Source organism: Agrobacterium sp. SORGH_AS_0745, from assembly GCF_030818995.1.
In the GTDB taxonomy this organism is placed as follows: Bacteria; Pseudomonadota; Alphaproteobacteria; order Rhizobiales; family Rhizobiaceae; genus Agrobacterium; species Agrobacterium tumefaciens.
On the sequence record NZ_JAUTBI010000003.1, the window covers coordinates 1035257 to 1060599 of the forward strand.

Annotated in this window: 24 protein-coding genes; 21 read left to right on the forward strand and 3 right to left on the reverse strand. The window is 59.3% G+C overall.

Annotation, left to right across the window (positions count from 1 at the left end; genetic code table 11):
• Nucleotides 1-112: 112 nt before the first annotated feature.
• Genes lptB through lptC form a run of 3 tightly spaced genes read right to left on the reverse strand, consistent with a single transcriptional unit; the run spans nucleotide 113 to nucleotide 2177 of the window.
• A complete protein-coding gene (lptB, locus tag QE432_RS14765) occupies nucleotides 113-922 on the reverse strand; it encodes an LPS export ABC transporter ATP-binding protein (protein ID WP_003514762.1) in 810 nt (269 codons plus the stop codon).
• 9 nt (nucleotides 923-931) lie between these two features.
• A complete protein-coding gene (locus QE432_RS14770) occupies nucleotides 932-1498 on the reverse strand; it encodes an LptA/OstA family protein (protein ID WP_003514763.1) in 567 nt (188 codons plus the stop codon).
• Between the two features lie 13 nt (nucleotides 1499-1511).
• Entirely contained in the window at nucleotides 1512-2177 is a 666-nt protein-coding gene (gene lptC, locus QE432_RS14775; RefSeq protein WP_306624772.1) for an LPS export ABC transporter periplasmic protein LptC, read from the reverse strand.
• A 249-nt stretch (nucleotides 2178-2426) separates the two neighbouring features.
• On the opposite strand from lptC, the gene sppA reads away from it, so the two are divergent.
• The 21 genes from sppA (at nucleotide 2427) to QE432_RS14880 (ending at nucleotide 25339) form a co-directional block, all read left to right on the forward strand.
• Entirely contained in the window at nucleotides 2427-3380 is a 954-nt protein-coding gene (gene sppA / locus QE432_RS14780) for a signal peptide peptidase SppA (RefSeq protein WP_013635364.1), read from the forward strand.
• A 2-nt stretch (nucleotides 3381-3382) separates the two neighbouring features.
• The gene (locus QE432_RS14785) at nucleotides 3383-3709 is read left to right on the forward strand and encodes an integration host factor subunit beta (RefSeq protein WP_219256707.1); all 327 of its coding nucleotides are present in this window, start codon (nucleotides 3383-3385) and stop codon (nucleotides 3707-3709) included.
• 65 nt (nucleotides 3710-3774) lie between these two features.
• A complete protein-coding gene (locus QE432_RS14790; protein WP_003514766.1) occupies nucleotides 3775-4116 on the forward strand; it encodes a LapA family protein in 342 nt (113 codons plus the stop codon).
• A 93-nt stretch (nucleotides 4117-4209) separates the two neighbouring features.
• A complete protein-coding gene (locus QE432_RS14795) occupies nucleotides 4210-5343 on the forward strand; it encodes a class I SAM-dependent methyltransferase (protein WP_306624775.1) in 1134 nt (377 codons plus the stop codon).
• Nucleotides 5340-6200, forward strand: coding sequence for a TrmH family RNA methyltransferase (locus tag QE432_RS14800; RefSeq protein ID WP_003514768.1), 861 nt, complete (start codon nucleotides 5340-5342; stop codon nucleotides 6198-6200). Before QE432_RS14795 ends, QE432_RS14800 begins: the two co-directional genes overlap by 4 nt.
• The gene (gene lspA, locus QE432_RS14805; protein ID WP_065659819.1) at nucleotides 6200-6688 is read left to right on the forward strand and encodes a signal peptidase II; all 489 of its coding nucleotides are present in this window, start codon (nucleotides 6200-6202) and stop codon (nucleotides 6686-6688) included. Before QE432_RS14800 ends, lspA begins: the two co-directional genes overlap by 1 nt.
• Before the next feature lie 55 nt (nucleotides 6689-6743).
• Entirely contained in the window at nucleotides 6744-8975 is a 2232-nt protein-coding gene (locus QE432_RS14810; protein WP_306624778.1) for a hybrid sensor histidine kinase/response regulator, read from the forward strand.
• Between the two features lie 95 nt (nucleotides 8976-9070).
• The gene (locus QE432_RS14815) at nucleotides 9071-9952 is read left to right on the forward strand and encodes a GNAT family N-acetyltransferase (RefSeq protein WP_306625948.1); all 882 of its coding nucleotides are present in this window, start codon (nucleotides 9071-9073) and stop codon (nucleotides 9950-9952) included.
• A 190-nt stretch (nucleotides 9953-10142) separates the two neighbouring features.
• Nucleotides 10143-12794, forward strand: a complete 2652-nt coding sequence (gene mutS, locus QE432_RS14820; protein ID WP_441296760.1) for a DNA mismatch repair protein MutS — start codon at nucleotides 10143-10145, stop codon at nucleotides 12792-12794.
• A gap of 95 nt (nucleotides 12795-12889) precedes the next feature.
• Nucleotides 12890-15718 (forward strand): [protein-PII] uridylyltransferase, encoded by a 2829-nt coding sequence (locus QE432_RS14825; protein WP_003514778.1) that lies wholly within the window; start codon nucleotides 12890-12892, stop codon nucleotides 15716-15718.
• 7 nt (nucleotides 15719-15725) lie between these two features.
• Nucleotides 15726-17315 carry a murein biosynthesis integral membrane protein MurJ gene (gene murJ / locus QE432_RS14830; protein ID WP_306624782.1) on the forward strand — a complete coding sequence of 530 codons (1590 nt, stop codon included), beginning with the start codon at nucleotides 15726-15728 and terminating at the stop codon, nucleotides 17313-17315.
• Complete coding sequence (locus QE432_RS14835) at nucleotides 17315-17719, forward strand: VOC family protein (RefSeq protein WP_019564425.1); 405 nt, start codon at nucleotides 17315-17317, stop codon at nucleotides 17717-17719. The genes murJ and QE432_RS14835 overlap by 1 nt, the downstream gene beginning before the upstream one ends.
• A 103-nt stretch (nucleotides 17720-17822) precedes the next feature.
• A complete protein-coding gene (gene trpS / locus QE432_RS14840) occupies nucleotides 17823-18887 on the forward strand; it encodes a tryptophan--tRNA ligase (RefSeq protein WP_003514781.1) in 1065 nt (354 codons plus the stop codon).
• A 115-nt stretch (nucleotides 18888-19002) separates the two neighbouring features.
• Nucleotides 19003-19494: a universal stress protein gene (locus tag QE432_RS14845; RefSeq protein WP_003514782.1), complete on the forward strand. Its 492-nt coding sequence runs from the start codon at nucleotides 19003-19005 to the stop codon at nucleotides 19492-19494.
• Between the two features lie 169 nt (nucleotides 19495-19663).
• Entirely contained in the window at nucleotides 19664-20227 is a 564-nt protein-coding gene (locus QE432_RS14850) for a NifU family protein (protein ID WP_003514783.1), read from the forward strand.
• Nucleotides 20228-20249: 22 nt separating this feature from the next.
• On the forward strand, nucleotides 20250-20918 hold the full coding sequence (tsaB, locus tag QE432_RS14855) for a tRNA (adenosine(37)-N6)-threonylcarbamoyltransferase complex dimerization subunit type 1 TsaB (RefSeq protein ID WP_111795037.1): 669 nt from the start codon (nucleotides 20250-20252) through the stop codon (nucleotides 20916-20918).
• Between the two features lie 39 nt (nucleotides 20919-20957).
• Complete coding sequence (locus tag QE432_RS14860) at nucleotides 20958-21452, forward strand: GNAT family N-acetyltransferase (RefSeq protein ID WP_003514785.1); 495 nt, start codon at nucleotides 20958-20960, stop codon at nucleotides 21450-21452.
• 69 nt (nucleotides 21453-21521) lie between these two features.
• Entirely contained in the window at nucleotides 21522-21950 is a 429-nt protein-coding gene (locus tag QE432_RS14865; protein WP_003514787.1) for a Fur family transcriptional regulator, read from the forward strand.
• A 30-nt stretch (nucleotides 21951-21980) separates the two neighbouring features.
• A complete protein-coding gene (locus QE432_RS14870) occupies nucleotides 21981-22775 on the forward strand; it encodes a lysophospholipid acyltransferase family protein (protein WP_112752227.1) in 795 nt (264 codons plus the stop codon).
• Nucleotides 22776-22839: 64 nt separating this feature from the next.
• Nucleotides 22840-24243, forward strand: coding sequence for a tRNA (N6-isopentenyl adenosine(37)-C2)-methylthiotransferase MiaB (miaB, locus tag QE432_RS14875; RefSeq protein ID WP_162701151.1), 1404 nt, complete (start codon nucleotides 22840-22842; stop codon nucleotides 24241-24243).
• 40 nt (nucleotides 24244-24283) lie between these two features.
• Complete coding sequence (locus QE432_RS14880) at nucleotides 24284-25339, forward strand: PhoH family protein (RefSeq protein ID WP_026330651.1); 1056 nt, start codon at nucleotides 24284-24286, stop codon at nucleotides 25337-25339.
• The last annotated feature ends 4 nt before the right edge of the window (nucleotides 25340-25343 follow it).

A 25343-nucleotide genomic window follows, 5' to 3' on the forward strand; every position in this document is an offset into this window, starting at 1 on the left:
AATTTCATAAATTTTGCGCAGGCAACGAAACTTGGCCCAAAAATTGCTTTTTTATTATGTTTGGTCAAGCGTCACTGCGGGGCGCGATGAAGAATCTTTCGCGCCCGGGGGCTTAAAGGCTAAAATTATTGCCGAGATAGAGCCGGCGCACATCCGGATTGTTGACGATATCGTCCGCACGGCCATGGGTCAGAACCTCACCGGCATGGATGATATAGGCGCGGTCGATGAGGCCGAGCGTTTCGCGAACATTGTGGTCGGTGATGAGAACGCCGATCCCGCGCGCGGTCAAATGTCTGACAAGGTTCTGAATGTCGCTGACGGAGATCGGATCGACGCCGGCAAAAGGTTCGTCCAGAAGCATGAAGGTCGGATCGGTCGCCAGAGCACGGGCGATTTCCAGACGGCGACGTTCGCCGCCCGACAGCGCGACAGCGGGCGATTTGCGCAGCTGCGCAATGTGGAACTCTTCCAGCAACTCATCGAGCTTGCGGCTGCGCTTGGCGCTGTCAGGTTCGTGCACTTCCAGCACGGCGCGGATGTTTTCCTCGACTGTCAGTCCACGGAAAATGGAGGCTTCCTGTGGCAGGTAGCCGACACCGAGGCGGGCACGCCTGTACATCGGCATGGTAGTGACGTCGTTGCCGTTGATGGCGATCTTGCCGCTATCGACGGGTACGAGGCCCGTAATCATGTAGAAACAGGTGGTTTTGCCCGCGCCGTTCGGGCCAAGCAGCCCCACGGCTTCACCACGGCGCACGACCAGCGAGACGCCGTTGACGACGCGCCGTGTATTATAGGTCTTCGTCAGACCATGCGCGATCAGGGTGCCGTCATAGCGAGCCTTGTCGGCCTGCGACGCAGCGTCCACAGGTCGGTCGCGCCCACCGCCAAATATTTTTGAGATCGAGGCTATCTTCACGAGGTGAGACTACTGTTTCTTCTGCTGCGATTTCGGATCGAGCATGATCCGGACAGGGCCGCCGCAGCTTTCAAGCTTTGCCTGCCCCGAATTCATCAGAACAGTGAGCTTGCAGCCGGTGAAAACATTCGCGCCCTCGGACAGCACAACCTGCTTGCCGGTCAGAATGAAGGTCTGCGCCGCCATGTCGAATTCGCCGTGATCGGCCGTGGCCTTCTGCGTCTCGGACGTCAGGTAGACGTTATTGTCGACGAAGATTTTCTCGATGTTGGCGTCACCGCTGGTGAGCGAGGAACCTTCACCCTTGTAATTGACCGTCATCTTGCCGGCCTGAAGGGTGGTGGTGCCCTGCACAACTTTCACGTTACCGGTGAAATAGGCCTTGCGCTCCTGGTCCCGAATCTCGAGCTGATCGCTTTCGATAGCGATCGGCTGGTCGCCGGAGAGCTTGACGCCTGTCATGTTGCTGGTGGTGTTCTGAGCGAAAGCCACGGTTGCAAGACAGGAAAAAGCAAAAGCTGCGGCTGTAACGCCTGCGGATTTGCCAAGGGAAACGGGACGGGAAATTTGCATCATCTGGACCGGGCTCTCACTTGCCTTCATTCTTGATATTGGATGCAGCGATACGTGCGCGTACCTGCCCCGAAAATGTAATAGTCTTGCCATTATCCGCGATATCAATCGATTGCGCAACAATGGCGCCGTCGTTTGTTTTGATCGAAACCGGCTCTTTGCTGCTCATTTTTCCAGCCTTCAGATCGACATCCGCAGATTGGAACTTCGCTTGTATGCCATTGCTGAGATTGATGTCAAAAGGGGCAGTCATCTTCAGCGTGTTGGTGGCCCGGTCGAAAATGCCTTCCTTGGCGATCACCTGGGCCACGCTGTCGTTCACAGGCACCGCGGCCAGAACCCTTTCGAGCGTCATGAGGTTGGGGTTGGCGATATCCTGCAACGCACGGTCTGCGTTCATGGAGTAGTCGATCCCCTTCTCGTTGCGGCCCGCAACGGCCGGCTTTTCCATCACGATCTTGCCGTCTTCGATCTTTGCGCTTTCAAGCGAAACCTCTTCGGGCGCCCAGGTGCGAATGAGCGAAACGGCGACGAAGGCAAACGAGATGATCGCCGCACCGAGCGGCAGAATGATTTTCAGCCGCTTCACGCGCGCGGAATGCCTCAGCGCGCGCTCGTAAGCGCCGTTCTGGTCATTGGGCAGCGGAAACGCTGGCGCGGGTTGGCGGAGTCTTTCGAGCATAAGAGTGGGTCCGGAAAACTTCCTGGGCGCCACTTTGGCGCGCAACTGAAGCTTATATGTTTATCTTGATGTCTTTGGCATGAGTGCTGTGTCCTGCCAATATGGTTTTTGTCTGGAAAGGTGCAAGGGAAATGCGAATTTAATCGTAATTCTGGTTTCCTTATTGTTTCCTTGCGGCTTCGCGCTAGAAGAACCATATGGCCATGACGCTTACATTACGCTTCAAATGCCGGAAGGCAGGGGTTTTCGATGGATAATATGGCGATAGCGGATCGCAGACGATTGCGCCGCAAGCTGACTTTCTGGCGGATTGCCGCTGTTTTTCTGTTTGTCGCCGGCATTTTCGGCCTCTACCGGTTTTTATGGGCCACCCCGCAGCAAAGCGAGAGACCCCATATTGCCCGTGTCCAGATCTCCGGGCTGATCCAGGACAATACCGAACTTCTGGAGCGGCTGGACAAGATTGCCAAGAGCGACAATGTCAAAGGGCTGATCGTTTCGATTTCATCGCCCGGTGGCACCACCTATGGCGGCGAGCGCATCTTCAAGGCCATTCGCGGCGTTGCGGAAAAGAAGCCGGTGGTGTCCGATGTCCGCACGCTTGCCGCCTCCGCTGGATATATGATCGCATCTGCAGGTGACGTCATCGTCGCTGGCGAAACCTCGATCACCGGCTCGATCGGCGTGATCTTTCAATATCCCCAGATCGGCCAGCTGATGGATAAGCTCGGCGTCTCGCTGCAGGAAATAAAGTCCTCTCCGATGAAGGCGGAGCCTTCGCCGTTCCATGAGGCGCCCGAAGAGGCGAAGACGATGATCCGTTCCATGGTGATGGACAGCTACGGCTGGTTCGTCGATCTTGTGGCCGATCGCCGCAAATTGCCGCGCGAGGATGTGTTGAAACTGGCGGACGGATCGATTTTCACGGGCAGACAGGCGCTCGCCAACAAGCTAGTCGACACGCTTGGCGGCGAAAAGGAAATTCGCGGCTATTTCGAAACGCGCGGTGTTGCCAAGGATCTGCCGATCGTGGAATGGCGCGCACCGTCTTCCAGTTCGCCTTTTTCGCTTTTCAGTGTTGCTCAAATAGCGAAGCTTCTGGGATATGACGATTTAATCCCGTTTGCGGGCTCCGGTCAGCTCGGTGCGGACAAGTTGTTTCTTGACGGTCTTGTTTCCGTTTGGCAGGTTGAGCCGCATTAAAAATCCAATTCTTTCAGGGGGCAACCGTGATCAAGTCTGAACTGGTGCAGATCGTTGCTGCGCGTAACCCGCACCTTTATCACCGTGACGTGGAAAATATCGTCAATGCGGTGCTGGATGAAATCACCGATGCCTTGGCAGCGGGAAATCGTGTCGAGCTTCGTGGTTTCGGCGCATTTTCGGTGAAGAACCGTCCTTCGCGTTCCGGTCGGAACCCGCGCACGGGTGAATCGGTTTTCGTCGAGGAAAAATGGGTGCCTTTCTTCAAGACGGGCAAGGAACTGCGTGAGCGCCTGAACCCCGGTATGGGTGACGAAGAGGACGATTGATCGTTCTCACCCGCCGCGCCGGAAACGGAGCCGACGGAATGCATGCCGCGATGGAGTAATGTCGGATGTCGAAAAAAATCATCAACCTCATCATCCTGCTTCCGCTGGCGATTATCCTCGTCATCCTGTGCGTGGCCAATCGTCAGTCCGTGACGCTCGCGCTCAATCCGTTCCGGCCGGAGGATGGTGTACTTTCCTTCACCGCGCCGTTTTTCGTGTTCCTGTTTCTGGCCGTCATTTTCGGTGTGCTTCTGGGATCTTCCGCCACATGGTTTGCGCAGGGCAAGCATCGCAAGCGCGCCCGGATCGAGGCGAAGGAAGCCGTTCGTTGGCATGACGAGGCGAACCGGCACAAAGCGGCAACAGCCGCGCAGCTTCCGAATGCGGGCCAACTCCCGGCAAAGTGATGGTGCCGACATTCGTTGCGGCTCTAGTCGAGCGACGCTTGGAATGCTATTTGCTGGCGCGATAAGACGCGGGCAGAAGCGGAAAGATTTCCATTGAAGAAAAAAGACAGCCGGCCGGGCAATCGCGTGCGTGCCGGGAGCGAGAAAAAACAGGTTCATGCCGCAAAGCCGGCACGGCGGACGGACGCGGCACCTAAAAAGCGCGAGCCGGACGCGGTGCGCAGCGCGACCAAATCTGCGCCGAGGGAAAAGATAGCCCCAGTACCGGCCGTTGAGCAGGTGCCTGCGCGGCCCCTCAAGCATCGCACCGGCGAACGTCCCGCAGAACAGGTTCCGGTAATTCTGGAATCGAGTGGCGCGGGTGATTTTCATCTCATCGACAGCGGCAATGGCCTGAAGCTTGAACAATACGGCGAATATCGCGTCGTCCGTCCCGAGGCACAGGCTCTCTGGCAGCCGTCGGTTCCCGACCGCGTATGGCAGAATGCCGACGCCATTTTTACCGGCGACACTGATGAAGACGGCATGGGCCGCTGGCGTTTTCCAAAGGCAGCACTTGGCGAAACCTGGCCATTGTCGCTGCTCGGCGTCGAATTTCTCGGCCGTTTCACGGCCTTCCGGCATGTCGGCGTCTTCCCGGAGCAGATTGTCCACTGGGAATGGCTGAAAAATGCCGTCGAAACGGCTGACCGGCCGCTGAAAGTCCTGAACCTGTTTGGTTACACCGGCGTCGCTTCTTTGGTCGCCGCTGCTGCAGGCGCTGAAGTGACCCATGTCGACGCCTCCAAGAAAGCGATCGGCTGGGCAAAGGAGAACCAGGCGCTTGCCGGGCTCGAACAGGCGCCGATCCGCTGGATTTGCGAAGACGCGATGAAGTTCATTCAGCGCGAGGAGCGTCGCGGCAGCACCTACGACATCATTCTCACCGACCCGCCGAAATTCGGCCGCGGCACCCATGGTGAAATCTGGCAATTGTTCGACCATCTTCCGTTGATGCTCGATATCTGCCGGGAAATCCTGTCGCCCAAAGCGCTCGGTCTGGTGCTGACGGCCTATTCTATCAGGGCCAGCTTCTATTCGATGCATGAATTGATGCGCGAAATCATGCGCGGCGCCGGTGGCGTCGTTGCGTCCGGCGAGCTCGTCATTCGCGAGGCCGGGCTTGATGGGAAGACGCCGGGCCGGGTGCTTTCCACATCGCTGTTCAGCCGCTGGGAGCCGAAATGACGAACGACATGCGCGAAAACACGACGCGCCGGGTTGGCCAGGTCAAGGAAGTCACCAGCCTTGCCAATCCCATCATCAAGGATATCAAGGCGCTTACCCAGAAAAAGGGCAGGGAAGAGACCGGCACCTTCATGGCGGAAGGCTTGAAGCTGGTTATCGACGCGCTCGAACTGGGCTGGACAATCCGCACTCTGGTTTACGCCAAGGCGGCCAAGGGCAAGCCGCTGGTGGAGCAGGCGGCCGTAAAGACGGTCGCTTCGGGCGGGCTGGTGCTCGAAGTCAGCGAAAAAGTCATCGCCTCGATCACCCGACGCGACAATCCGCAAATGGTCGTTGGCATCTTTGACCAGAGATGGAAGCCATTGAAGGATATCCGTCCGGAAAAAGGCGAGACCTATATCGCGCTCGATAGGGTGCGTGATCCCGGCAATCTCGGCACCATCATCCGCACGGCGGATGCGGCGGGTGCCTCAGGCGTCATTCTGGTCGGCGATTGCACCGATCCGTTTTCGCTGGAAACGGTGCGTGCGACCATGGGTTCGGTCTTCGCTACGCCGGTTGCCCGCGCCTCGGTTGAGGAATTCCTCTCATGGAAAAAATCAGCCAATGTCAGTGTCGTTGCCACCCATCTTGCCGGGTCGGTGGATTATCGAAAAATCGATTACGCCGGAAAGCCCGTCGTGCTTTTGATGGGTAACGAACAATCCGGCCTGCCGCCTGAACTGGCCGGCAAGGCAGACCAACTGGCGCGCATTCCCCAACAGGGCCGTGCCGATAGTCTCAATCTCGCCATCGCAACCGCTGTCATGCTTTTCGAGGCGCGGCGACATCTCCTCGAACTGGCACCGGTGAAGTAATGGCCAAAGCGGCGTTGTTTTCGAAATTCGGCCCGGCTTTCGCGCTTATCGTTGCCGCCCTTGTGCTGGACCAGGTCGTCAAGCAACTGGTCGAGACCTATCTGCCGTTGCAGGAGATGGTGCCGGTCATTCCGTTCCTGGCGCTTTACCGCACCTATAATCTCGGTGTGGCGTTTTCGATGCTGGCGGACATGCACGGCTGGTTCATCGTCAGCATGCGGCTCGTCATCGTGGTCTTCGTTCTGTGGCTCTGGCGCAAGACGGCGGCGGATCGGACTTTTGCCCATCTTGGCTTCGCCTTCATCATCGCTGGAGCGGCTGGCAATCTTCTCGACCGCTTTTTCTACGGTCACGTCATCGACTACATCCTGTTTCACACCGATACATGGTCGTTCGCGGTCTTCAATCTGGCCGACGCTTTCATAACAATCGGTGCCGGTTGCGTCATTCTCGATGAGTTTCTGCACGCCCGGGCGGCTAAAAAGTAAAATTTTAGCGTTTGAGCCAAACATATCAAAACCGCTGCCGTGGTAGCGGTTGTGCATGAGCGAACTGGCACGACTGCGGGAAAAAGTTTCAGATGGCCTCGCCGCCACCCCGGCGCAGCCGGCGGATCGCGTCGACACGACATCTCACCATGGCGGTGCGGGGCGCGGGATAGATGCCAGATCGATCACGCTATACGTTGCCGCGTCATTGTCGGTGGGTGCCTTCTCCGCGGCCTTGATCGCGCTTGCGGTGCCTTATTCGGTCACCGTCGCCTTGGCATCCTTCTTCGGTGCGGTGCTGGTCGGTCTCCTGTCCTACGCCATGTTCGGCAAATCCTTCCAGTATACCGGCAAACTATATGCAGATGATTTGGATGTACGGCTACGCCAAACTCAAAACCGATCGCTGATTGCCGAGATCCAGGAGGCCATGGGCGATATCATCGTCATCCGCAATATGGATCGGCGCATCGTCGAGGCGAATGCGGTTTTTCGTGAAGTGACGGGCTGCTCGGCACCCGAAGGGCTGAGCTGTGAGGAAATCGGCATCGCTTTCCGGCCAGGCGACAAGGCCCACACTTATGATGTGGAAATCGCGACCCCGTTCGGTCAGCGCATTTTCTCCTGGCACGATGTCGTCACCCGCGATCTGGCAAGCAGTCGTCTTCTCATCAGCAGCATCGCGAGAGATGTCACCGAGGAGCGGCTGGCACTCGGCGAGCGGGAAAACGCCCGTTTACGCGCGGAAAAGGCCGATGCCGAAAAGGCAAGGCTGCTGGCAACTGTTAGCCACGAGATCCGCCTGCCGCTTTCCGGCATGCTCGGCATGAACCATCTTCTGTCGCAGACGAAGCTCAATGAAGAGCAACGTAATTATCTCGACGGCATGAAGCAGTCCGGTCAGTCGCTGGTACAGTTGGTCGAGGACCTGCTGGATTATTCGACCATGGAGGCGGGCCGTTTCAAACTCAATCCGCGTGCGGAAAACCTGCGCCGGCTGATCGAGAGCATTGTCGAGATGCTGGCGCATCGCGCCCACGAAAAGGGCATCGAAATCACCTCCTTCGTCACGCCGGATGTGCCTGATTATCTGGATTTCGATCCGGCAAGGCTGCGTCAGGTTCTGTTCAACCTCCTCGGCAATGCCGTCAAATTCACGCAGGTGGGCGGGGTCGTCATCCGGGCGCGCATGGTTGAAGGCGAATTGCATATCACCGTCGAGGACACCGGCCCCGGCATGAGCCAAGCGGAACAAGCCCGTATCTTTGGCGAATTCGAACAGGCAGGCCCGATGTCGCAGCAAAGTGGGGGAACAGGGCTTGGGCTCGCTATTTCCGCCCGCATCGTCCGGGAATTCGGCGGCAGCCTGACGGTCTTCAGCCGCAAGGGTGAGGGCAGCACCTTCAAGCTGGCATTCCGTCCGGGCAGTTCGTCCACCGGCACGCCGGACCCGGACCGGCACCATTGCCTGCAGCATACCAATGTCCTGCTGGTCGCGCCGAGGGGCGTGGCAGCGACGGTGACGATGGAGGCGATCGAAGCTTTCGGCGGTAAATGCGCTCTTATCCACGAACCGGAGGATTTTGAAAGGCTGCACGGTACAGTTGCCGATCTCACCGATATCATTGTCGACAGGCGTATTTCGCCTCTGTTCAGAGACGCGCTAAGGGATTGGCCGCAACAGAATGTCCGCCGCACGTTGCTGGTCAGTCCCGAAGAGCGGGCGTCGACCATGCATGTGTCCTTCGACGCCTGGTTGATCCGGCCGCTGCGCGAAAAGTCCCTGATTGACGTCCTCTGCGGCCGTCTGCGCGGCATAGAACGGCGCGACGCCATCAACGACAACCACCCGGATGTGGGGTTTTCGTCACGGGTGACGGAGGGGGTAAGCGGCATCGACATCCTCGTGGCCGAGGACGACGCCGTCAATGCGCGCGTCATCCGGGCCGTTCTGGAAAAAAGCGGTTACATCGTGCGCGGTGTCGACGATTTTCAGGCCCTGCAGCAAGCCGTGGCGCCGGGCACAACCCGCCTGCCGCACCTCATCATATCCGATCTCAATATGCCGGGCGGCGAGGGGCTTGAGGTGCTGCCGGAGCTTCTCGGCACGCTGAAGGGTGGAAGAAATATTCCGCTCATCGTGCTCAGCGGCGATGCGAGCGTTGAAACCGCCGAAATCCTGCTGAATGCCGGTGCGGCCAAGGTTTTGACCAAGCCTGCCGACCCGAGACAACTGGTCGAGGAAATCCGCCGCTTGCTGGAGGCGAAACGCCTGCTGCCATCATGACTTGAGAGACTCGCAATGGCTGCATTTTGTCACTATTCTGTCGTCAATTAGTGATTTATGACAGGAAAAATCTTTTGGTGGCGGAGCGATTCCCCATGGTTGCCGAAATCTACAGTCACGACATTTGTGAAAACAAAGTTGTTATTCATCCTCGTCCAGACACCGCTCAGGACAATGAGGGGCTTTTCGGCCGTATCGGCTCGCTGGAAACACGGCTCGCAAGAAACGAGCGGGAGATCGACGCGGCGCAGTCCGTGCGTTACCGGGTTTTCGTTGATGAAATGAAGGCGCGCCTTCCCGCAGACGCGATGCGCCGCAAGCGCGACATCGACGCCTGGGACGGTGTCTGCGACCATCTGCTCGTGCTCGACAAGGCGATTGAAGGCGACAGCGAGGACCAGATCGTCGGTACCTACCGTCTGTTACGTCAGGAAACTGCACTCGCCAATAACGGTTTTTATTCCGCAAGCGAATTCGACATCGCCGGGCTGGTAGCGCGCCATCCGGGCAAGCGCTTCATGGAGCTTGGCCGCTCCTGCGTGCTGCCGGAATATCGCACCAAGCGCACGGTTGAGCTTTTGTGGCAGGGCAACTGGGCCTATGCCGTGAAACACCGCATGGATGCCATGATCGGTTGCGCTTCGTTCCCCGGCGTGCAGCCGGAAGCCCACGCGCTTGCTCTGTCCTTCCTGCATCACAATTGCGTTGCAAAGGGCGAGTGGGCGGCTTCCGCTCTTCCCGAGCTTTATCACGAGATGGACCTGGTACCGGCTGAGGCGCTGAACGCCCGCAAGGCGCTGAACGCCATGCCGCCGCTGATCAAGGGCTATATGCGTCTCGGCGCCATGTTCGGCTCCGGCGCCGTGGTGGACCACGCCTTCAACACGACAGATGTTCTCGTGGTCCTGCCGGTTTCCTATATCGCCGGCCGCTACATCAGCTATTACGGCGGCGAGACCGAGCGCATCAACGGCTGACCGGTTTTAACTCGGATCAAGCGGGATGTTCCTGTGGGCAGCGGTGCCGTGTGTGTTGTCTTGGTGCGGCCATTGCCGCTAGTGTCGGCGCTCCCTTTCCGCAACACGATATGACATCGGCAAGCCATTGACGGACGTTTTGACCACCGCTTCCCTGATCTCGGAAGAGAGCCGCGCTACGGCCACTCCGATGATGGAGCAATATATCGAGATCAAGGCGAACAACCCCGGTTCGCTGCTGTTTTACCGCATGGGCGATTTTTACGAATTGTTCTTTGACGATGCGGTGGAAGCCTCGCGGTCGCTCGGCATCACGCTGACAAAACGCGGCCAGCATATGGGGCAGGATATTCCCATGTGCGGCGTTCCCGTTCACGCCGCCGATGATTATCTCCAGAAGCTCATCCTGCGCGGTTATCGCGTCGCCGTCTGCGAGCAGGTGGAGGACCCGGCCGAGGCGAAGAAGCGCGGATCGAAATCCGTGGTGAAGCGTGATGTGGTGCGGCTTGTCACGCCTGGCACGCTCACCGAAGAAAAGCTCCTGTCGCCGACGGAATCCAACTATCTTATGGCGCTCGCTCGTATTCGCGGCAGTGCGGAGGCACAGTTTGCGCTTGCCTGGATTGATATTTCCACCGGCGTCTTCCGCTTGGCGGAAACCACGCTGACGCGGCTCCTCGCTGATATCTGGCGCATCGATCCGCGTGAGCTGATCGTTGCCGACAGTCTGTTCCATGACGAAGAGCTGCGACCGGTTTTCGATATGCTTGGCCGTGTCGCCGTGCCGCAGCCGGCCATTCTGTTCGACAGCGCTACGGCGGAAGGGCGGATCGCGCGTTACTTAAACGTCTCGACCCTCGATGGTTTCGGCACATTTTCGCGCGTTGAAATGGCCGCTGCCGCTGCCGCGGTTGCCTATGTTGAAAAGACCCAGATTGCCGAGCGCCCGCCGCTTGGTGCGCCGGAACGCGAAAGCGCTGCCTCCACACTGTTCATCGATCCCGCGACCCGCGCCAATCTGGAGTTGGTGAAGACGCTATCGGGCGAAAGGGACGGATCGCTCCTGCATGCCCTCAACCGCACGGTCACGGGCGGCGGTGCGCGGCTTCTAGCCGAGCGGCTGATGTCTCCCCTGACCGATCCGGAAAGGGTTAATGCCCGTCTCGATGCGGTCGCCTATCTCATTGATGACGTCTCCCTTTGCGATGGCCTGCGCGATGCCTTGAAACAGGTTGCCGATATGCCGCGCGCGCTCTCCCGTCTTGCGCTGGAGCGCGGTGGCCCGCGCGATCTCGGGGCCATCAGGCAGGGCCTGGCGTCGGCCGAGAGAATTGCCGCCATTCTCGATCAGGGACTATTGCCGGAGGAGCTTGCTGCTGCACTTGCGGATCTGAAGGCTTTGCCGGGCGGGCTGGAAGCCATGCTTGGCTCGATGCTCGCCGACGATCTGCCGCTTTTGAAGCGTGATGGCGGTTTTCTGCGTGAGGGCGCCAATCCAGAACTCGACGACGTGCGCGCATTGCGTGACCAGTCGCGCCGGGTGATCGCCGGGCTGCAGCTGCAATATGCCGAGGAAACCGGCATCAAGTCGCTCAAGATCAAGCATAACAACGTGCTTGGTTATTTCATCGAGGTAACAGCGGGCAACGCCGATGTCATGATGGCGACGGATGAGGCGAAGGCGCGCTTCATTCACCGCCAGACCATGGCCGGCGCCATGCGCTTCACCACCACCGAGCTTGCCGATCTCGAAAGCCGCATCGCCAATGCCGCGGCTGAGGCTCTGACCATGGAGCTGGAAGCCTTCGAGCGCATGGTCGAGGCCGTGGTGCAGCAGGCGGAGGCGATCAAGGCCGGTGCGCTGGCGCTTGCGGTGATCGATGTCGCCTCAAGCCTTGCTTATCTCGCTACCGAACAGGCCTATTGCCGCCCGATCGTCGATGCCTCCATGACCTTCGCGATCAAAGGCGGGCGCCATCCGGTGGTTGAACAGGCCCTGCGGCGCCAGTCGGCTGGGCCATTCATCGCCAATAATTGCGATCTGTCGGCTGCGGAGGGCGGCAAAAATGGTGCGATCTGGCTGCTCACCGGCCCGAACATGGGCGGTAAGTCGACTTTCCTGCGTCAGAATGCGCTCATCGCCATCCTCGCGCAGATCGGCTCCTTCGTTCCGGCAGAAGCCGCCCACATCGGCATCGTAGACCGGCTGTTTTCCCGCGTCGGCGCGTCCGACGATCTGGCGCGTGGCCGCTCGACCTTCATGGTGGAAATGGTGGAAACGGCCGCCATCCTCAATCAGGCGACGGATCGCTCGCTGGTCATTCTGGATGAGATCGGACGTGGCACGGCAACCTTCGACGGCCTTTCGATCGCCTGGGCGGCGGTTGAGCATCTGCACGAGGTCAATCGTTGCCGTGGCCTCTTCGCCACGCATTTCCACGAACTGACGGTGCTGTCGGAAAAACTTGGTCGCCTTTCCAATGCCACGATGCGGGTGAAGGAATGGGAGGGTGATGTCATCTTCCTGCACGAGGTCGGACCGGGTGCTGCGGATCGTTCCTACGGTATTCAGGTGGCAAGGCTCGCCGGACTTCCGGCATCGGTGGTGGAGCGCGCCCGTGAGGTGCTGACGAAGCTCGAAGATGCCGATCGAAAGAACCCGGCCAGTCAGCTGATCGACGATCTTCCGCTGTTCCAGATCGCGGTTCGCCGTGAGGAAACCCGCAAGGCTGGACCATCGAAGGTGGAAGAAGCTTTGAAGGGGTTCAACCCGGACGAAATGACGCCGCGTGAGGCATTGGACGCGCTCTATGCGTTAAAGAAAGAACTTGGCAAGGCTTAAGAGGATAGACTGCCTGTCCATCGCCTTTGAAACTCGCTATAGGACAATCCCATCGCAAGCGGTGGCTTTCCCACAGGACATGGATAACGGCATAAATGGCCATCAAGGACCTGGATTTTTCCGAAATTCTCGATGTTTCGGCGCTGAAGCGCGAATGCGACATCATCTTCAAGAACGACGGCAAGCGCATCGCCGATGTCAGGTCAGACCTGCTGCCGATCTTTCGCAAGGCCAGCACGGAAGGCCGGGAAAAGGCTCGCGAACTGCTGAAATCCGACGGCAGCGGCATCGATTGCGCCCGACGTATCTCCTGGCTCCAGGACCGGCTGATCGAAATCCTCTATGATCTCGCCTGCCAATATGTCTATCCGAAAGACGCGCCGCAGATCGCCGTTGCAGCGGTGGGGGGTTACGGTCGCGGCACGCTGGCGCCGGGATCGGATATCGACCTTCTGTTCCTGCTGCCGGCCAAGAACACGCCGGATATGCACAAGGCCGTGGAGTTCGTGCTTTATCTGCTCTGGGATCTCGGCTTCAAGGTCGGCCACGCCACGCGCACGGTGGATGAGTGCGTCCGCCTGTCGAAATCCGATATGACTATCCGCACCGCCATTCTGGAAGTGCGGGCAATCTGCGGTAAAAAATCCCTGACCGATGATCTCGAAAAACGTTTCGAGTCGGAAGTTGTCACCGGCACCGGGCCGGAATTCATCGCCGCCAAGCTGGCCGAGCGTGACCAGCGTCACCGCAAGGCGGGCGATACGCGCTATCTGGTGGAGCCGAACGTCAAGGAAGGCAAGGGCGGCCTGCGCGACCTGCACACGCTGTTCTGGATCGCCAAATATTATTACCATGTCCGCGATACAGCCGATCTCGTCAAGCTTGGCGTCCTGTCTAAGCGCGAACTCAGGCTGTTCGAAAAGGCCGATGATTTTCTCTGGGCCGTCCGTTGCCAGATGCATTTCATCACCAACAAGGCGGAAGAGCGCCTTTCCTTCGACATTCAGCGCGAGATCGCCGATGCGCTGGGCTACCAGCCACGCCCCGGGCTTTCCGCCGTCGAACGTTTCATGAAGCATTATTTCCTGGTGGCGAAGGATGTGGGTGACCTGACCCGCATCGTCTGCGCCGCACTGGAGGACAGGCAGGCAAAGGACGTGCCGGGCCTGTCGGGTGTTCTCAGCCGCTTTGCCCACCGCGTCCGCAAAATTCCCGGTTCTGTTGAATTCGTTGAGGATCGCGGACGCATCGCGCTGGCCAAGCCGGACGTGTTCAAAAACGATCCGGTCAATCTGATCCGGCTCTTTCATATCGCCGATATCAACAATCTCGAACTTCACCCGGATGCGCTGCGTGTCGTTACCCGGTCGCTGTCGCTGATCAATGACGGGCTTCGCGAGAACGAGGAGGCGAACCGGCTGTTTCTGGCGATCCTTACCTCGAGGCGTGATCCGGCGCTCACCTTGCGGCGCATGAACGAGGCTGGCGTCCTCGGCAAGTTCATTCCCGAATTCGGCAAGATCGTCGCGATGATGCAGTTCAACATGTATCATCACTATACGGTGGACGAGCATCTGATCCGCTCGGTCGGCGTACTGTCGGAGGTGGACAAGGGGACGGCTGTGGATGCCCATCCGCTTGCCAACCAGCTGATGCCGGGTGTCGAGGAGCGTGAGGCACTTTATGTGGCCGTTCTGCTGCACGATGTGGCCAAGGGCCGGCAGGAGGATCACTCGATTGCCGGCGCGCGCGTGGCCCGCAAGCTTTGCCAGCGTTTCCGGCTGACCGGCAAGCAGACCGAAATGGTGGTCTGGCTGATCGAGCAGCATCTTCTGATGTCCATGGTCGCCCAGACGCGCGACCTGCACGACCGCAAGACCATCACCGATTTCGCCGACAAGGTGCAATCCATGGAGCGGCTGAAGATGCTGCTTATCCTGACGGTCTGCGATATCCGCGCGGTCGGTCCGGGTGTCTGGAACGGCTGGAAGGGTCAGTTGCTCCGCTCGCTTTATTACGAGACCGAGCTGCTTCTCTCAGGTGGCTTTTCGGAAGTCTCACGCAAGGAAAGGGCGCATATTGCCCGTCAGGCGCTTTACGACGCGCTGGAAGACTGGGGCCAGAAGGCACGGCGCAAATACACCAAGCTGCACTATGAGCCCTATCTGCTGACGGTGGCGCTGGAAGATCAGGTGCGTCACACCCGCTTCATCCGCGAGGCCGACAAGCAGGAAAAGGCGCTGTCGACCATGGTGCGCACACATTCCTTCCACGCCATCACCGAAATCACCGTGCTGGCGCCCGACCATCCGCGCCTGCTGTCGATCATTACCGGCGCCTGCGCTGCGGCCGGCGCCAACATTGCCGACGCGCAAATCTTCACCACATCCGATGGGCGGGCGCTCGATACGATCCTGATCAACCGCGAATTTCCGATCGACGAAGACGAGACGCGGCGCGGCAACAATGTCGGCAAGCTGATCGAAGAGGTTCTGTCCGGTCGTCAGCGCCTGCCGGAAATGATTGCCACCCGCACCAAGAGCCGGAGGAAGAAAAGCGCCTTCACCATTCCGCCCTCCGTCATCATTTCCAACGGGCTTTCGAACAAGTTCACCGTTATCGAGGTCGAGTGCCTCGACCGGCCGGGGCTTCTGGCGGATATGACGGCTGTCATTGCCGATCTGTCGCTGGATATTCATTCCGCACGCATCACCACCTTCGGCGAGAAGGTCATCGACACATTCTACGTGACGGATCTCTTCGGCCAGAAGGTCACCAATGACAACCGGCAGGCCAGCATTGCCACGCGCCTGAAGGCCGTGATGAGCGAGCAGGAAGACGAATTGCGCGATCGCATGCCAAACGGCATCATCGCCCATCCCGATGTGGCGGCGTTGCCGGCCACGCGCACGGCAAAGGCTTGAAATTCCCATGAGCTTGATCGGAAAGTTCGCCACGGTCGGCACGGCCACGCTCGGAAGCCGTATCTTCGGTTTCCTCCGCGAAACGCTGATGGCCGCAGCCGTCGGTACCGGCCCGGTCGCCGATGCCTTCAATGCTGCCTTCCGGTTCCCGAACACCTTCCGGCGCCTTTTTGCCGAAGGCGCGTTCAACTCGGCCTTCGTGCCGCTTTTCGCCAAGGAGATCGAGGCGAACGGCATGGAGGGCGCAAGGCGCTTTTCCGAAGAAGTTTTCGGCGTTCTGTTCACCGTGCTTCTGGCTTTGACGATCCTGATGGAACTGTCGATGCCGTTCATCGTGCGCACCGTTATTGCGCCGGGCTTTCTGGAAGACCCGGTGAAATTCGACAACACCGTCCGTCTCGCAACCATCATGTTTCCCTATCTCGCCTGCATGTCGCTGGCGGCGATGATGGGCGGCATGCTGAATTCGCTGCACCGTTATTTCGCTGCCGCGATTGCACCGGTCTTCCTGAACATCATTCTGATTGGTGTTCTGATGCTGGCCTGGTGGAAGCATTACGACCCGCTTCAGGTGGGTTATGCCCTGTCCTGGGGTGTCATGGCTGCGGGTGTGGTGCAGCTTGGCATCGTCTGGATCGCCGTGCGCAATGCCGGCATGCGGATCGGTTTCCGCAGACCCCGGCTGACGAAGAATGTCCAGCGCCTGCTGGTCCTCGCTTTGCCGGCCGCGATCACCGGCGGCATCACCCAGATCAATCTCCTGATCAACACCAATATCGCGTCTGCCGGTGAGGGTGTGATCTCCTCGCTCGCCTATGCCGACCGGATTTACCAGCTGCCGCTCGGTGTCGTCGGCATCGCCGTTGCCACCGTGCTTTTGCCGGAGCTGGCGCGGGCTTTGCGTGGCGGACATATGGTCGAGGCGGGAAGCCTGCAAAACCGCTCGGTCGAATTCGTGCTGTTTTTGACATTGCCCGCCGCCGCTGCCCTTCTCGTCATGGCGGAGCCCATCGTGCGCTTTCTGTACGAGCGCGGCAATTTCGCGCCTTCGGCCACCGTCACCGTCGCGCAGATCCTCGGTATTTATGGCCTCGGCCTGCCGGCTTTCGTGCTGATAAAGGCGTTCATTCCCGGCTTCTTTGCCCGCGAGGACACCCGCACCCCGATGATCTTCGCGGCGATTTCCGTGGTTGTGAACGTTTCTCTGGCGCTGACGTTGTTTCCGCGTCTCGGAGGTCCGGGCATCGCCATTGCCGAGATCACCGCCGGCTGGGTCAATGCCGCCCTGCTGTTCGGCATGCTGTTGTGGCGGGGTCACTGGCATGTGGACATTCCGCTCCTCACCCGCATTCCGCGCTTGCTGCTGGCCGCCGCCCTTATGGCGGGCTTCGTTCACTATGCGCTGACCTATCTCAGCTCCGAGCTGTCGTCGGCCTCCTCCATTTTCGTCCGGGCCGGAACCATCATGGGCCTCGTGCTCTCCGCCATGCTCGTTTATTTCGTGCTGGCTTTCGTTTCGGGTGGTGCCGATCTCGGCATGGTCAAGAGAGCCATCAAAAAGCGCCGCAACAAGAATGCCCAGACGGAGACAAGCTGATGTCCTTCGCAGAAAACCGTCGCATCGCCCTCATCACACTCGTGGTGGACGATTATGACCGGGCAAAGACGTTTTATTGCGAGGTTCTGGGGTTTGACTGCCTTTCCGACCAACCTCTTGATGACGGCAAACGCTGGCTGGTGGTGAAGCCTCAAGGGACCGATGGCTGTGCCCTCTTGCTTGCCGAGGCGGATGGCGAAGCGCAGCGTCTTGCCATCGGCAACCAGACCGGCGGCCGTGTCGGGTTTTTCCTGCATACCGACGATTTCGGTCGTGACTACGAGACGATGCTTGCGCGCGGCGTGCGCTTTCTGGAAGAACCGCGCCATGAGGTTTATGGCTCCGTCGCGGTCTTTGCGGACCCTTATGGAAATCACTGGGATCTTCTTCAGCCACGCGGCTGACGCGCCCTGAAACCGCTTGATTGCGAGGGGCTGTAGGTGCATAAGCGCGCGTGCAATTCCAACCACGGGGCGGGGCCCTCCACAAGCCTTTTCGAGGACGACAATGAACGCATTCAAGCCGCTGGTTTTCTCGGGCGTCCAGCCGACCGGCAATCTGCATCTCGGCAATTATCTCGGGGCCATCCGCAAATTCGTGGCGTTGCAGGAAGATAACGACTGCATCTATTGCGTCGTCGACATGCACGCCATCACCGCCCAGCTCGTTCATTCGGACCTGAAGGCGCAGACCCGCTCGATCGCTGCCGCCTTCATTGCCGCAGGCATTGATCCGGTGAAGCATATCGTCTTCAACCAGTCGGCTGTGCCGCAGCACGCCGAACTCGCCTGGATCTTCAATTGCGTGGCGCGCATCGGCTGGATGGAGCGCATGACGCAGTTCAAGGACAAGTCCGGCAAGAATGCCGAGCAAGTGTCGCTTGGGCTGCTTGCCTATCCGAGCCTGATGGCTGCGGACATTCTCGTCTACCGCGCGACCCACGTTCCTGTCGGCGACGACCAGAAGCAGCATCTGGAACTGGCCCGCGACATCGCCCAGAAATTCAACATCGATTTCGGTGACCATATCCGCAACGCCGGTCTCGGGCTCGACATCACCGTGGGCAATGAGCCGGTGCATGCCTATTTCCCGATGGTGGAGCCGCTGATCGGCGGTCCGGCACCGCGGGTGATGTCGTTGAAGGACGGCACCAAGAAGATGTCGAAGTCCGATCCGTCGGATCTGTCGCGCATCAACCTCATGGACGATGTCGACGCCATTTCGAGAAAGATCAAGAAGGCGAAGACGGACCCGGATGCACTGCCGAGCGAAGTGGAAGGCCTGAAGGGCCGCCCGGAGGCCGAAAACCTCGTTGGTATCTATGCGGCACTGTCTGACAAGACGAAAGCCGAGGTTCTTTTAGAGTTCGGCGGACAGCAGTTCTCGGCCTTCAAGCCGGCTCTCGTCGAGCTTGCCGTCAATGTGCTGGCTCCGGTCAACAACGAGATGCGCCGCCTTCTCGACGATCCCACCCACATCGATGCCATCCTCAAACAGGGTGGTGAGCGCGCGCGCGCGATCGCCGAAAACACGATGAACGAGGTGCGCGACATCATCGGGTTCCTGCGCTGACCACGTATCGCCTTGCGGATCACGGCGGGCGGTTTGCGCCTGCCGTGATTTGATATAATCTCCGCCCGAACCGTCGGGCGGTTTTTCGGATCGCGGCGGACACAGGGAGTGCGGAATGGTTTCAAAACGGCTGTCGCGTCTGGAAGGGCATCGTCGCAAATTTCTCGCTGTTATCGATGACACACCGGAATGCGAAAGGGCCGTGCATTATGCCGGTCGTCGCGCCAAGAACTCCAATGGCGGACTGGTTCTGCTTTACATGATACCGGAAGGCGATTTCCAGCAGTGGCTGGGCGTCGAGCAGATCATGCGGGCCGAGGCGCGCGAGGAGGCGGAAGCAACGCTTGCCAAGATCGCCCAGAAGGTCCGTGAGACCATCGGCATCGAGCCGGAAGCGGTGATCCGTGAAGGCGGCGCAACCGAACAGATCCACGGCCTCATCGAGGAAGATCGCGATATTGCCATTCTGGTTTTGGCGGCAGGATCGACGAAGGAAGGGCCGGGACCGCTCGTCTCCTCCATCTCAGGACGCGGTGCGGCCTTCCCCATCCCCGTCACCGTGCTGCCGGATACGCTGACGGATGAGGAAATCGACGCCCTCTGCTGACCCTCGTCCGACCCTGAAAGGCAGGAACGGATTCGGGCAAGAATTTGGGGCTGACGATTTCTTGAATGTAATTATCATGTCAGGGCTTGAAGTAAGGCTTCGCCAGGCGTATTTTTTGGAAGAATTCTAAATTGCGGGGCGTGAACGGCGACCTCGAAGGAGACAGATAATGTTCATTCAGACCGAAGCCACGCCGAACCCCGCGACCCTCAAGTTCCTGCCGGGCAAGGTGGTGCTGGAAAGCGGCACGGCTGAGTTTCTCAACCCTGCGCAGGCGCAGGCCTCGCCGCTGGCAGAGCGCCTCTTCACCATTCCGGGTGTCACCGGTGTTTATTTCGGCTTCGATTTCATCACCGTCACCAAGGATGACGCCGAATGGCAGCATCTGAAGCCCGCCATTCTCGGTTCGATCATGGAGCATTTCATGTCTGGCCGCCCCATCATGGGAACCGCCATTGCGGCTGAAGTGTCGGATGAGGAAGGCGAGTTCTTTGAAGCGGGTGACGAAACCATCGTCGCCACCATCAAGGAACTGCTGGATACCCGCGTCCGCCCCGCCGTGGCGCAGGATGGTGGCGATATCACTTTCCGTGGTTTCCGCGACGGCACCGTGTTCCTGAACATGAAGGGCGCCTGCTCTGGTTGCCCGTCCTCCACCGCCACGCTGAAGCACGGCGTCCAGAACCTGCTTCGTCATTTCGTGCCGGAAGTGCGCGAAGTCGAAGCTGTATGACGTTATAAGCCAGGCCCGCGCCATGATTGTTCTCGCACTCGATACCTCAGGTGTGGATTGTTCCGCCTGCGTCTATGACAGCGCCTCCGACACGGTGCTTGGCGAGGTGTGCGAAACCATCGGAAAAGGTCATGCCGAGCGGCTGATGGCTGTGATTGATGGTGCCCTGCAGCAGGCGCAGCTACCGCTTCAGAAAGTCGGGCGCATCGCGGTAACGATCGGACCGGGTTCCTTTACCGGCATTCGCGTCGGCGTTGCCGCCGCGCGTGGTTTTGCCCTGTCGCTCGGCATAGAGGCAGTCGGCGTAACCACGCTTGAGACGATCGCCTTGCATCATCTGCTGGAAAATCCCGGCCGGCCAGTGGCTGTCGGGCTCGACGCCAAACGGGGCGAAGCCTACCTCCAGACATTTGCAGAGGATGGATTGCCGCTCCTCGAGGCCGCGCTTTTGTCTCTGGAGGATGCCAAAACGGCTCTCTCCGGTTTCGATGGCGCCATTATCGGTTCCGCCGCACCCCTTTTTCAGGGTTTCGACGCGGGGTCAGGTCCCGATCATTTTCCGATTTCCACTGTCGCGCGGGCGGGTGGACGCAAGCCGAAAGGCATGCCGAAACCCGCACCGCTTTACCTTCGCGGCCCGGATGCCCGGCCGCAGACGGGTTTTGCGCTGGCACGCCAGAGCGTTGCCTGATAGGTGGCACCCGTAAATGCGTGCGGATGATTCCTTGTTATGTTTGACGAATATCTAAGCTGGAAGCCCTATTTCGAGATCGTGCCGATGCAGCATGAGGATTGCGCCGGAGTGGCGGAATTGCATGCGCTGCGCTTTCCGCGCCCCTGGAATGACGGGGAGTTTTCCGGGCTGTTGACGCAAGGCTCGGTTTTCGGTGCCGTCGCGCGGCAGACGAACGCATTTTTCAGTAAACCGCTCGGTGGTTTCGTGCTTGCGCGCGAAGTGGCCGGCGAGGCGGAAATCCTGACCGTTGCGGTAGCCGACAAGTTCGCGCGCACCGGCCTCGGCTGGCGCCTGATGCAATCGGCCGTCCGTGAGGCGATGATGCGCGGTGCTGAAACGATGTTCCTGGAAGTGGACAGCAACAATGCCTCCGCCCTGGGACTTTATAAAAAGCTCGGCTTCAAAACGGTCGCTGAGCGCAAGGCCTATTACACAGCCAAGGATGGCGCGAAGTCGACGGCGCTTGTCATGCGCCGCGATCTTCGCTAGTTCCCTGCGACAGGCATTTTTCGGCGACAGCCCCGAAATTCAACCGGAATACTCAAAAGGCCAGAAGACGTGATAGACCTTTCGAAAACGCTGGAGGAACTTTGTGCCGAACGCGGCATGCGGATGACGGACCAGCGCCGTGTCATCGCCCGCGTGCTGCAGGAATCGGCAGACCATCCGGATGTTGAGGAGCTTTACCGCCGTTCCTCCGCCGTGGATCCGCGCATCTCGATTTCCACCGTTTACAGAACGGTGAAGCTGTTCGAGGACGCCGGCATCATCGAGCGTCATGATTTTCGCGATGGCCGCTCGCGTTACGAGACCGTGCCTGAGGAACATCACGATCATCTGATCGATCTGAAGAACAGTGTGGTCATCGAGTTTCATTCACCCGAGATCGAGGCGCTTCAGGAAAAGATCGCCAGGGAACACGGCTTCAAGCTCGTTGATCACCGGCTCGAACTCTACGGTGTACCGTTGAAGCCCGGCGAACATTGAGACGCTGGTGAGCAAGCGCACGGTTCAATCATGATGTGGCTTCGGACAGCCTATATTGCGGTCGTTCTCCTGATCGTCACGCTTATATTGCTGCCGCTGCAACTGTTGGGCCTTGCCTTCGACTGGCAGCTTCGCCGTCGCATTCCCCGCATCTGGCACTGCATCGCCTGCCATGTCCTCGGCATCCGCGTGCATGTCCATGGGGATGTGGAGCGGGCAAAACCGCTGATGCTGGCGGTCAACCACGCCTCGTGGAAGGACATTCTCGTTCTCGGCAGTATTGCCGACGTGGTGTTCATCGCCAAGACGGAAGTGCGTGACTGGCCCGTCTTCGGCTGGCTCGCCCGTCTGCAGAAAAGCATCTTCGTCCAGCGCGAGCAGAAGCGCAGCACCGGTGCGCAGGTCGGCGAGATCGCCGCCCGCATGGCCGATGGCGAGATCGTCGTGTTGTTCCCGGAAGGCACTACCTCTGACGGCAACCGCATGCTTGCCGTCAAATCCTCGCTGTTTGGCGCAGCCTCCACGGCTGCCGAGCAGGTTCCGGGCAAGCTCGTCTATGTGCAGCCGGTCGCAATCGCCTATACGCGGGTGCAGGGCATGGCCATGGGACGTTACCACCGGGTCATTGCGGCCTGGCCGGGCAGCATAACTCTGGTGCCGCATCTGCTCGGTATCATCAGGGCAGGTGCCATCGACGTCGACGTTACATTCGGCGACAGCGTTCCGTTTCACAGCACAGATAACCGCAAGCGTCTGGCGACCGATATCGCCGCTTCTATCCGTTCCATGTTGGCTTTCAGCCTGCGTGGTGGCTGGCGGAAATAGAGCATTCCAGCTTTTCCGGTATTTTTCTGTTTAATCCGGGCGTGAAAAACACTAGATAACCGCCATGACCCAGGAAACGCTTGGCCTCGATGCCCCCGAAATGATTGCCCGCGAGGGCTCTAACAGCAGGAAGGTCTTCATCAAGACCTATGGCTGTCAGATGAACGTCTACGATTCCGTCCGCATGAGCGATGCGCTGGCGAAGGACGGTTACGTTCAGACGGAGGATATGGGCGAGGCGGATCTGGTGCTTCTGAACACCTGTCACATCCGCGAAAAGGCCGCTGAAAAGGTCTATTCGGCGCTCGGCCGCCTGCGCGACATGAAAAAATCGCGCGAAGAACAGGGCCGCGAATTCGTGATCGGCGTTGCCGGATGTGTGGCACAGGCGGAAGGCGAGGAAATCCTTCGCCGTGCGCCAGCCGTCGATGTCGTCATCGGCCCACAGACCTATCATCGCCTGCCGGACGCCTTGAAGCGGGTGCGCGGCGGCGAGCGCGTCATCGAGACCGAATATGCCGTTGAGGACAAGTTCGAACATCTGCCGGTGGCCGAAAAGGCAACACTGCGTACGCGCGGCGTCACGGCATTTTTGACGGTGCAGGAAGGCTGCGACAAGTTCTGCACCTTCTGTGTTGTGCCCTATACGCGTGGTTCGGAAGTTTCGCGTCCCGTGCGCCAGATCGTGGATGAGGCGATGAAACTGGTAGATGCCGGTGTGCGCGAAATCACGCTGCTCGGCCAGAACGTCAATGCCTGGCAGGGCGAAAACCCGAAGGGCGAAAAATGGGGACTTGCCGAGCTTCTTTACCGGCTGGCGGAAATTCCCGGTCTTGCACGCCTTCGCTATACCACCAGCCATCCGCGCGACATGGATGACCGCTTGATTGGCGCACATCGCGACCTGCGCATTCTGATGCCCTATCTGCATCTGCCTGTTCAGTCCGGGTCGGATCGCATTCTGAAGGCGATGAATCGTCGCCACACAGGTGAGGAATATATCCAGCTCATTGAAAAAATCCGGGCCGCCCGCCCTGATATCGCCATGTCCGGGGATTTTATTGTTGGCTTCCCCGGCGAGACGGATCGTGATTTCGAAGACACGATGGCGATCATCGAACAGGTGAAATATGCGCAGGCCTTTTCATTCAAATATTCCACACGCCCAGGAACGCCGGGTGCCGATCTGACGGATCAGGTTGCGGAAGAGGTGAAGGCCGAGCGGCTGGAACGATTGCAGGCGCTGCTCTTGCGGCAGCAGAAGGAATTTGCGGAATCGCTGGTCGGAAAGACGATGGATGTGTTGCTGGAAAAGCCCGGCCGCATGCCTGAACAGTTGATAGGTCGCTCTCCCTGGCTGCAATCTGTGAATCTTGATGCAAAGACTTTGAAAATCGGTGACATTGTTAATGTACGAATCACCGCAACGGGTCCAAACAGCTTGTTTGCCGAGGTGGCAGAGAGTTAGAGTGAGGAGCCGACACTGATTGGGACAGGAGCCTGACCGCTTGAACGCACATGAATTGGTATCACCTTCATCGCGCCAGCCACGCCAAGCCGCGACCGACGCCAATCACTTCGTCCTCACGTTCGAGAATAACAGGATAGCGGGAGAGCTATTCGGTCAGTTCGATCAGAACCTCAAATTGCTGGAACAACGCCTCAACATCGATGCGCGCCCGCGCGGCAATTCCGTTGCCATCACCGGCGATGTCGTTGCCACCAATCAGGCTCGCCGGGCGCTGGATTTCCTTTACGAGCGTCTGCTCAAGGGCGGAACCGCCGAGGTTTCCGACGTGGAAGGCGCGATCCGAATGGCCATGGCGGCAGATGACCAGCTGACCTTGCCGACGATGGAGCGCAAGGCGAAGATCTCCATGGCGCAGATTTCCACGCGCAAGAAGACCGTCGCTGCCCGAACGCCCACCCAGGATGTCTACATGCGGGCGCTGGAGCAGTCCGAACTGGTTTTCGGCGTCGGCCCCGCCGGCACCGGCAAGACCTATCTTGCCGTGGCGCATGCAGCACAACTTCTGGAGCGCGGTGCGGTCGACCGCATCATCCTCTCGCGTCCCGCAGTAGAAGCGGGCGAACGCCTTGGCTTCCTGCCGGGCGACATGAAGGAGAAGGTCGATCCTTATCTGCGCCCGCTTTACGACGCGCTTTACGACATGATGCCGGGTGACAAGGTGGAGCGCGCCATTCAGGCGGGCGTCATCGAAATTGCGCCACTGGCCTTCATGCGCGGACGCACGCTTGCCAACGCCGCCGTCATTCTGGACGAAGCCCAGAACACCACGACCATGCAGATGAAAATGTTCCTCACCCGTCTCGGTGAGAAAGGCCGCATGATCGTGACCGGCGACCCAAGCCAGGTGGACCTTCCGCGCGGCGTGAAGTCGGGCCTTGTCGAGGCCCTGCAAATCCTCACCGATGTGGAAGGTGTATCCGTCGTGCGCTTCAAGGATGTGGACGTCGTGCGCCATCCGATGGTGGCGCGCATCGTGCGGGCGTACGAATCCCACACGGCGGTGCCGGATGAAAGCCTCCTGAAGGGCAACTGACGCA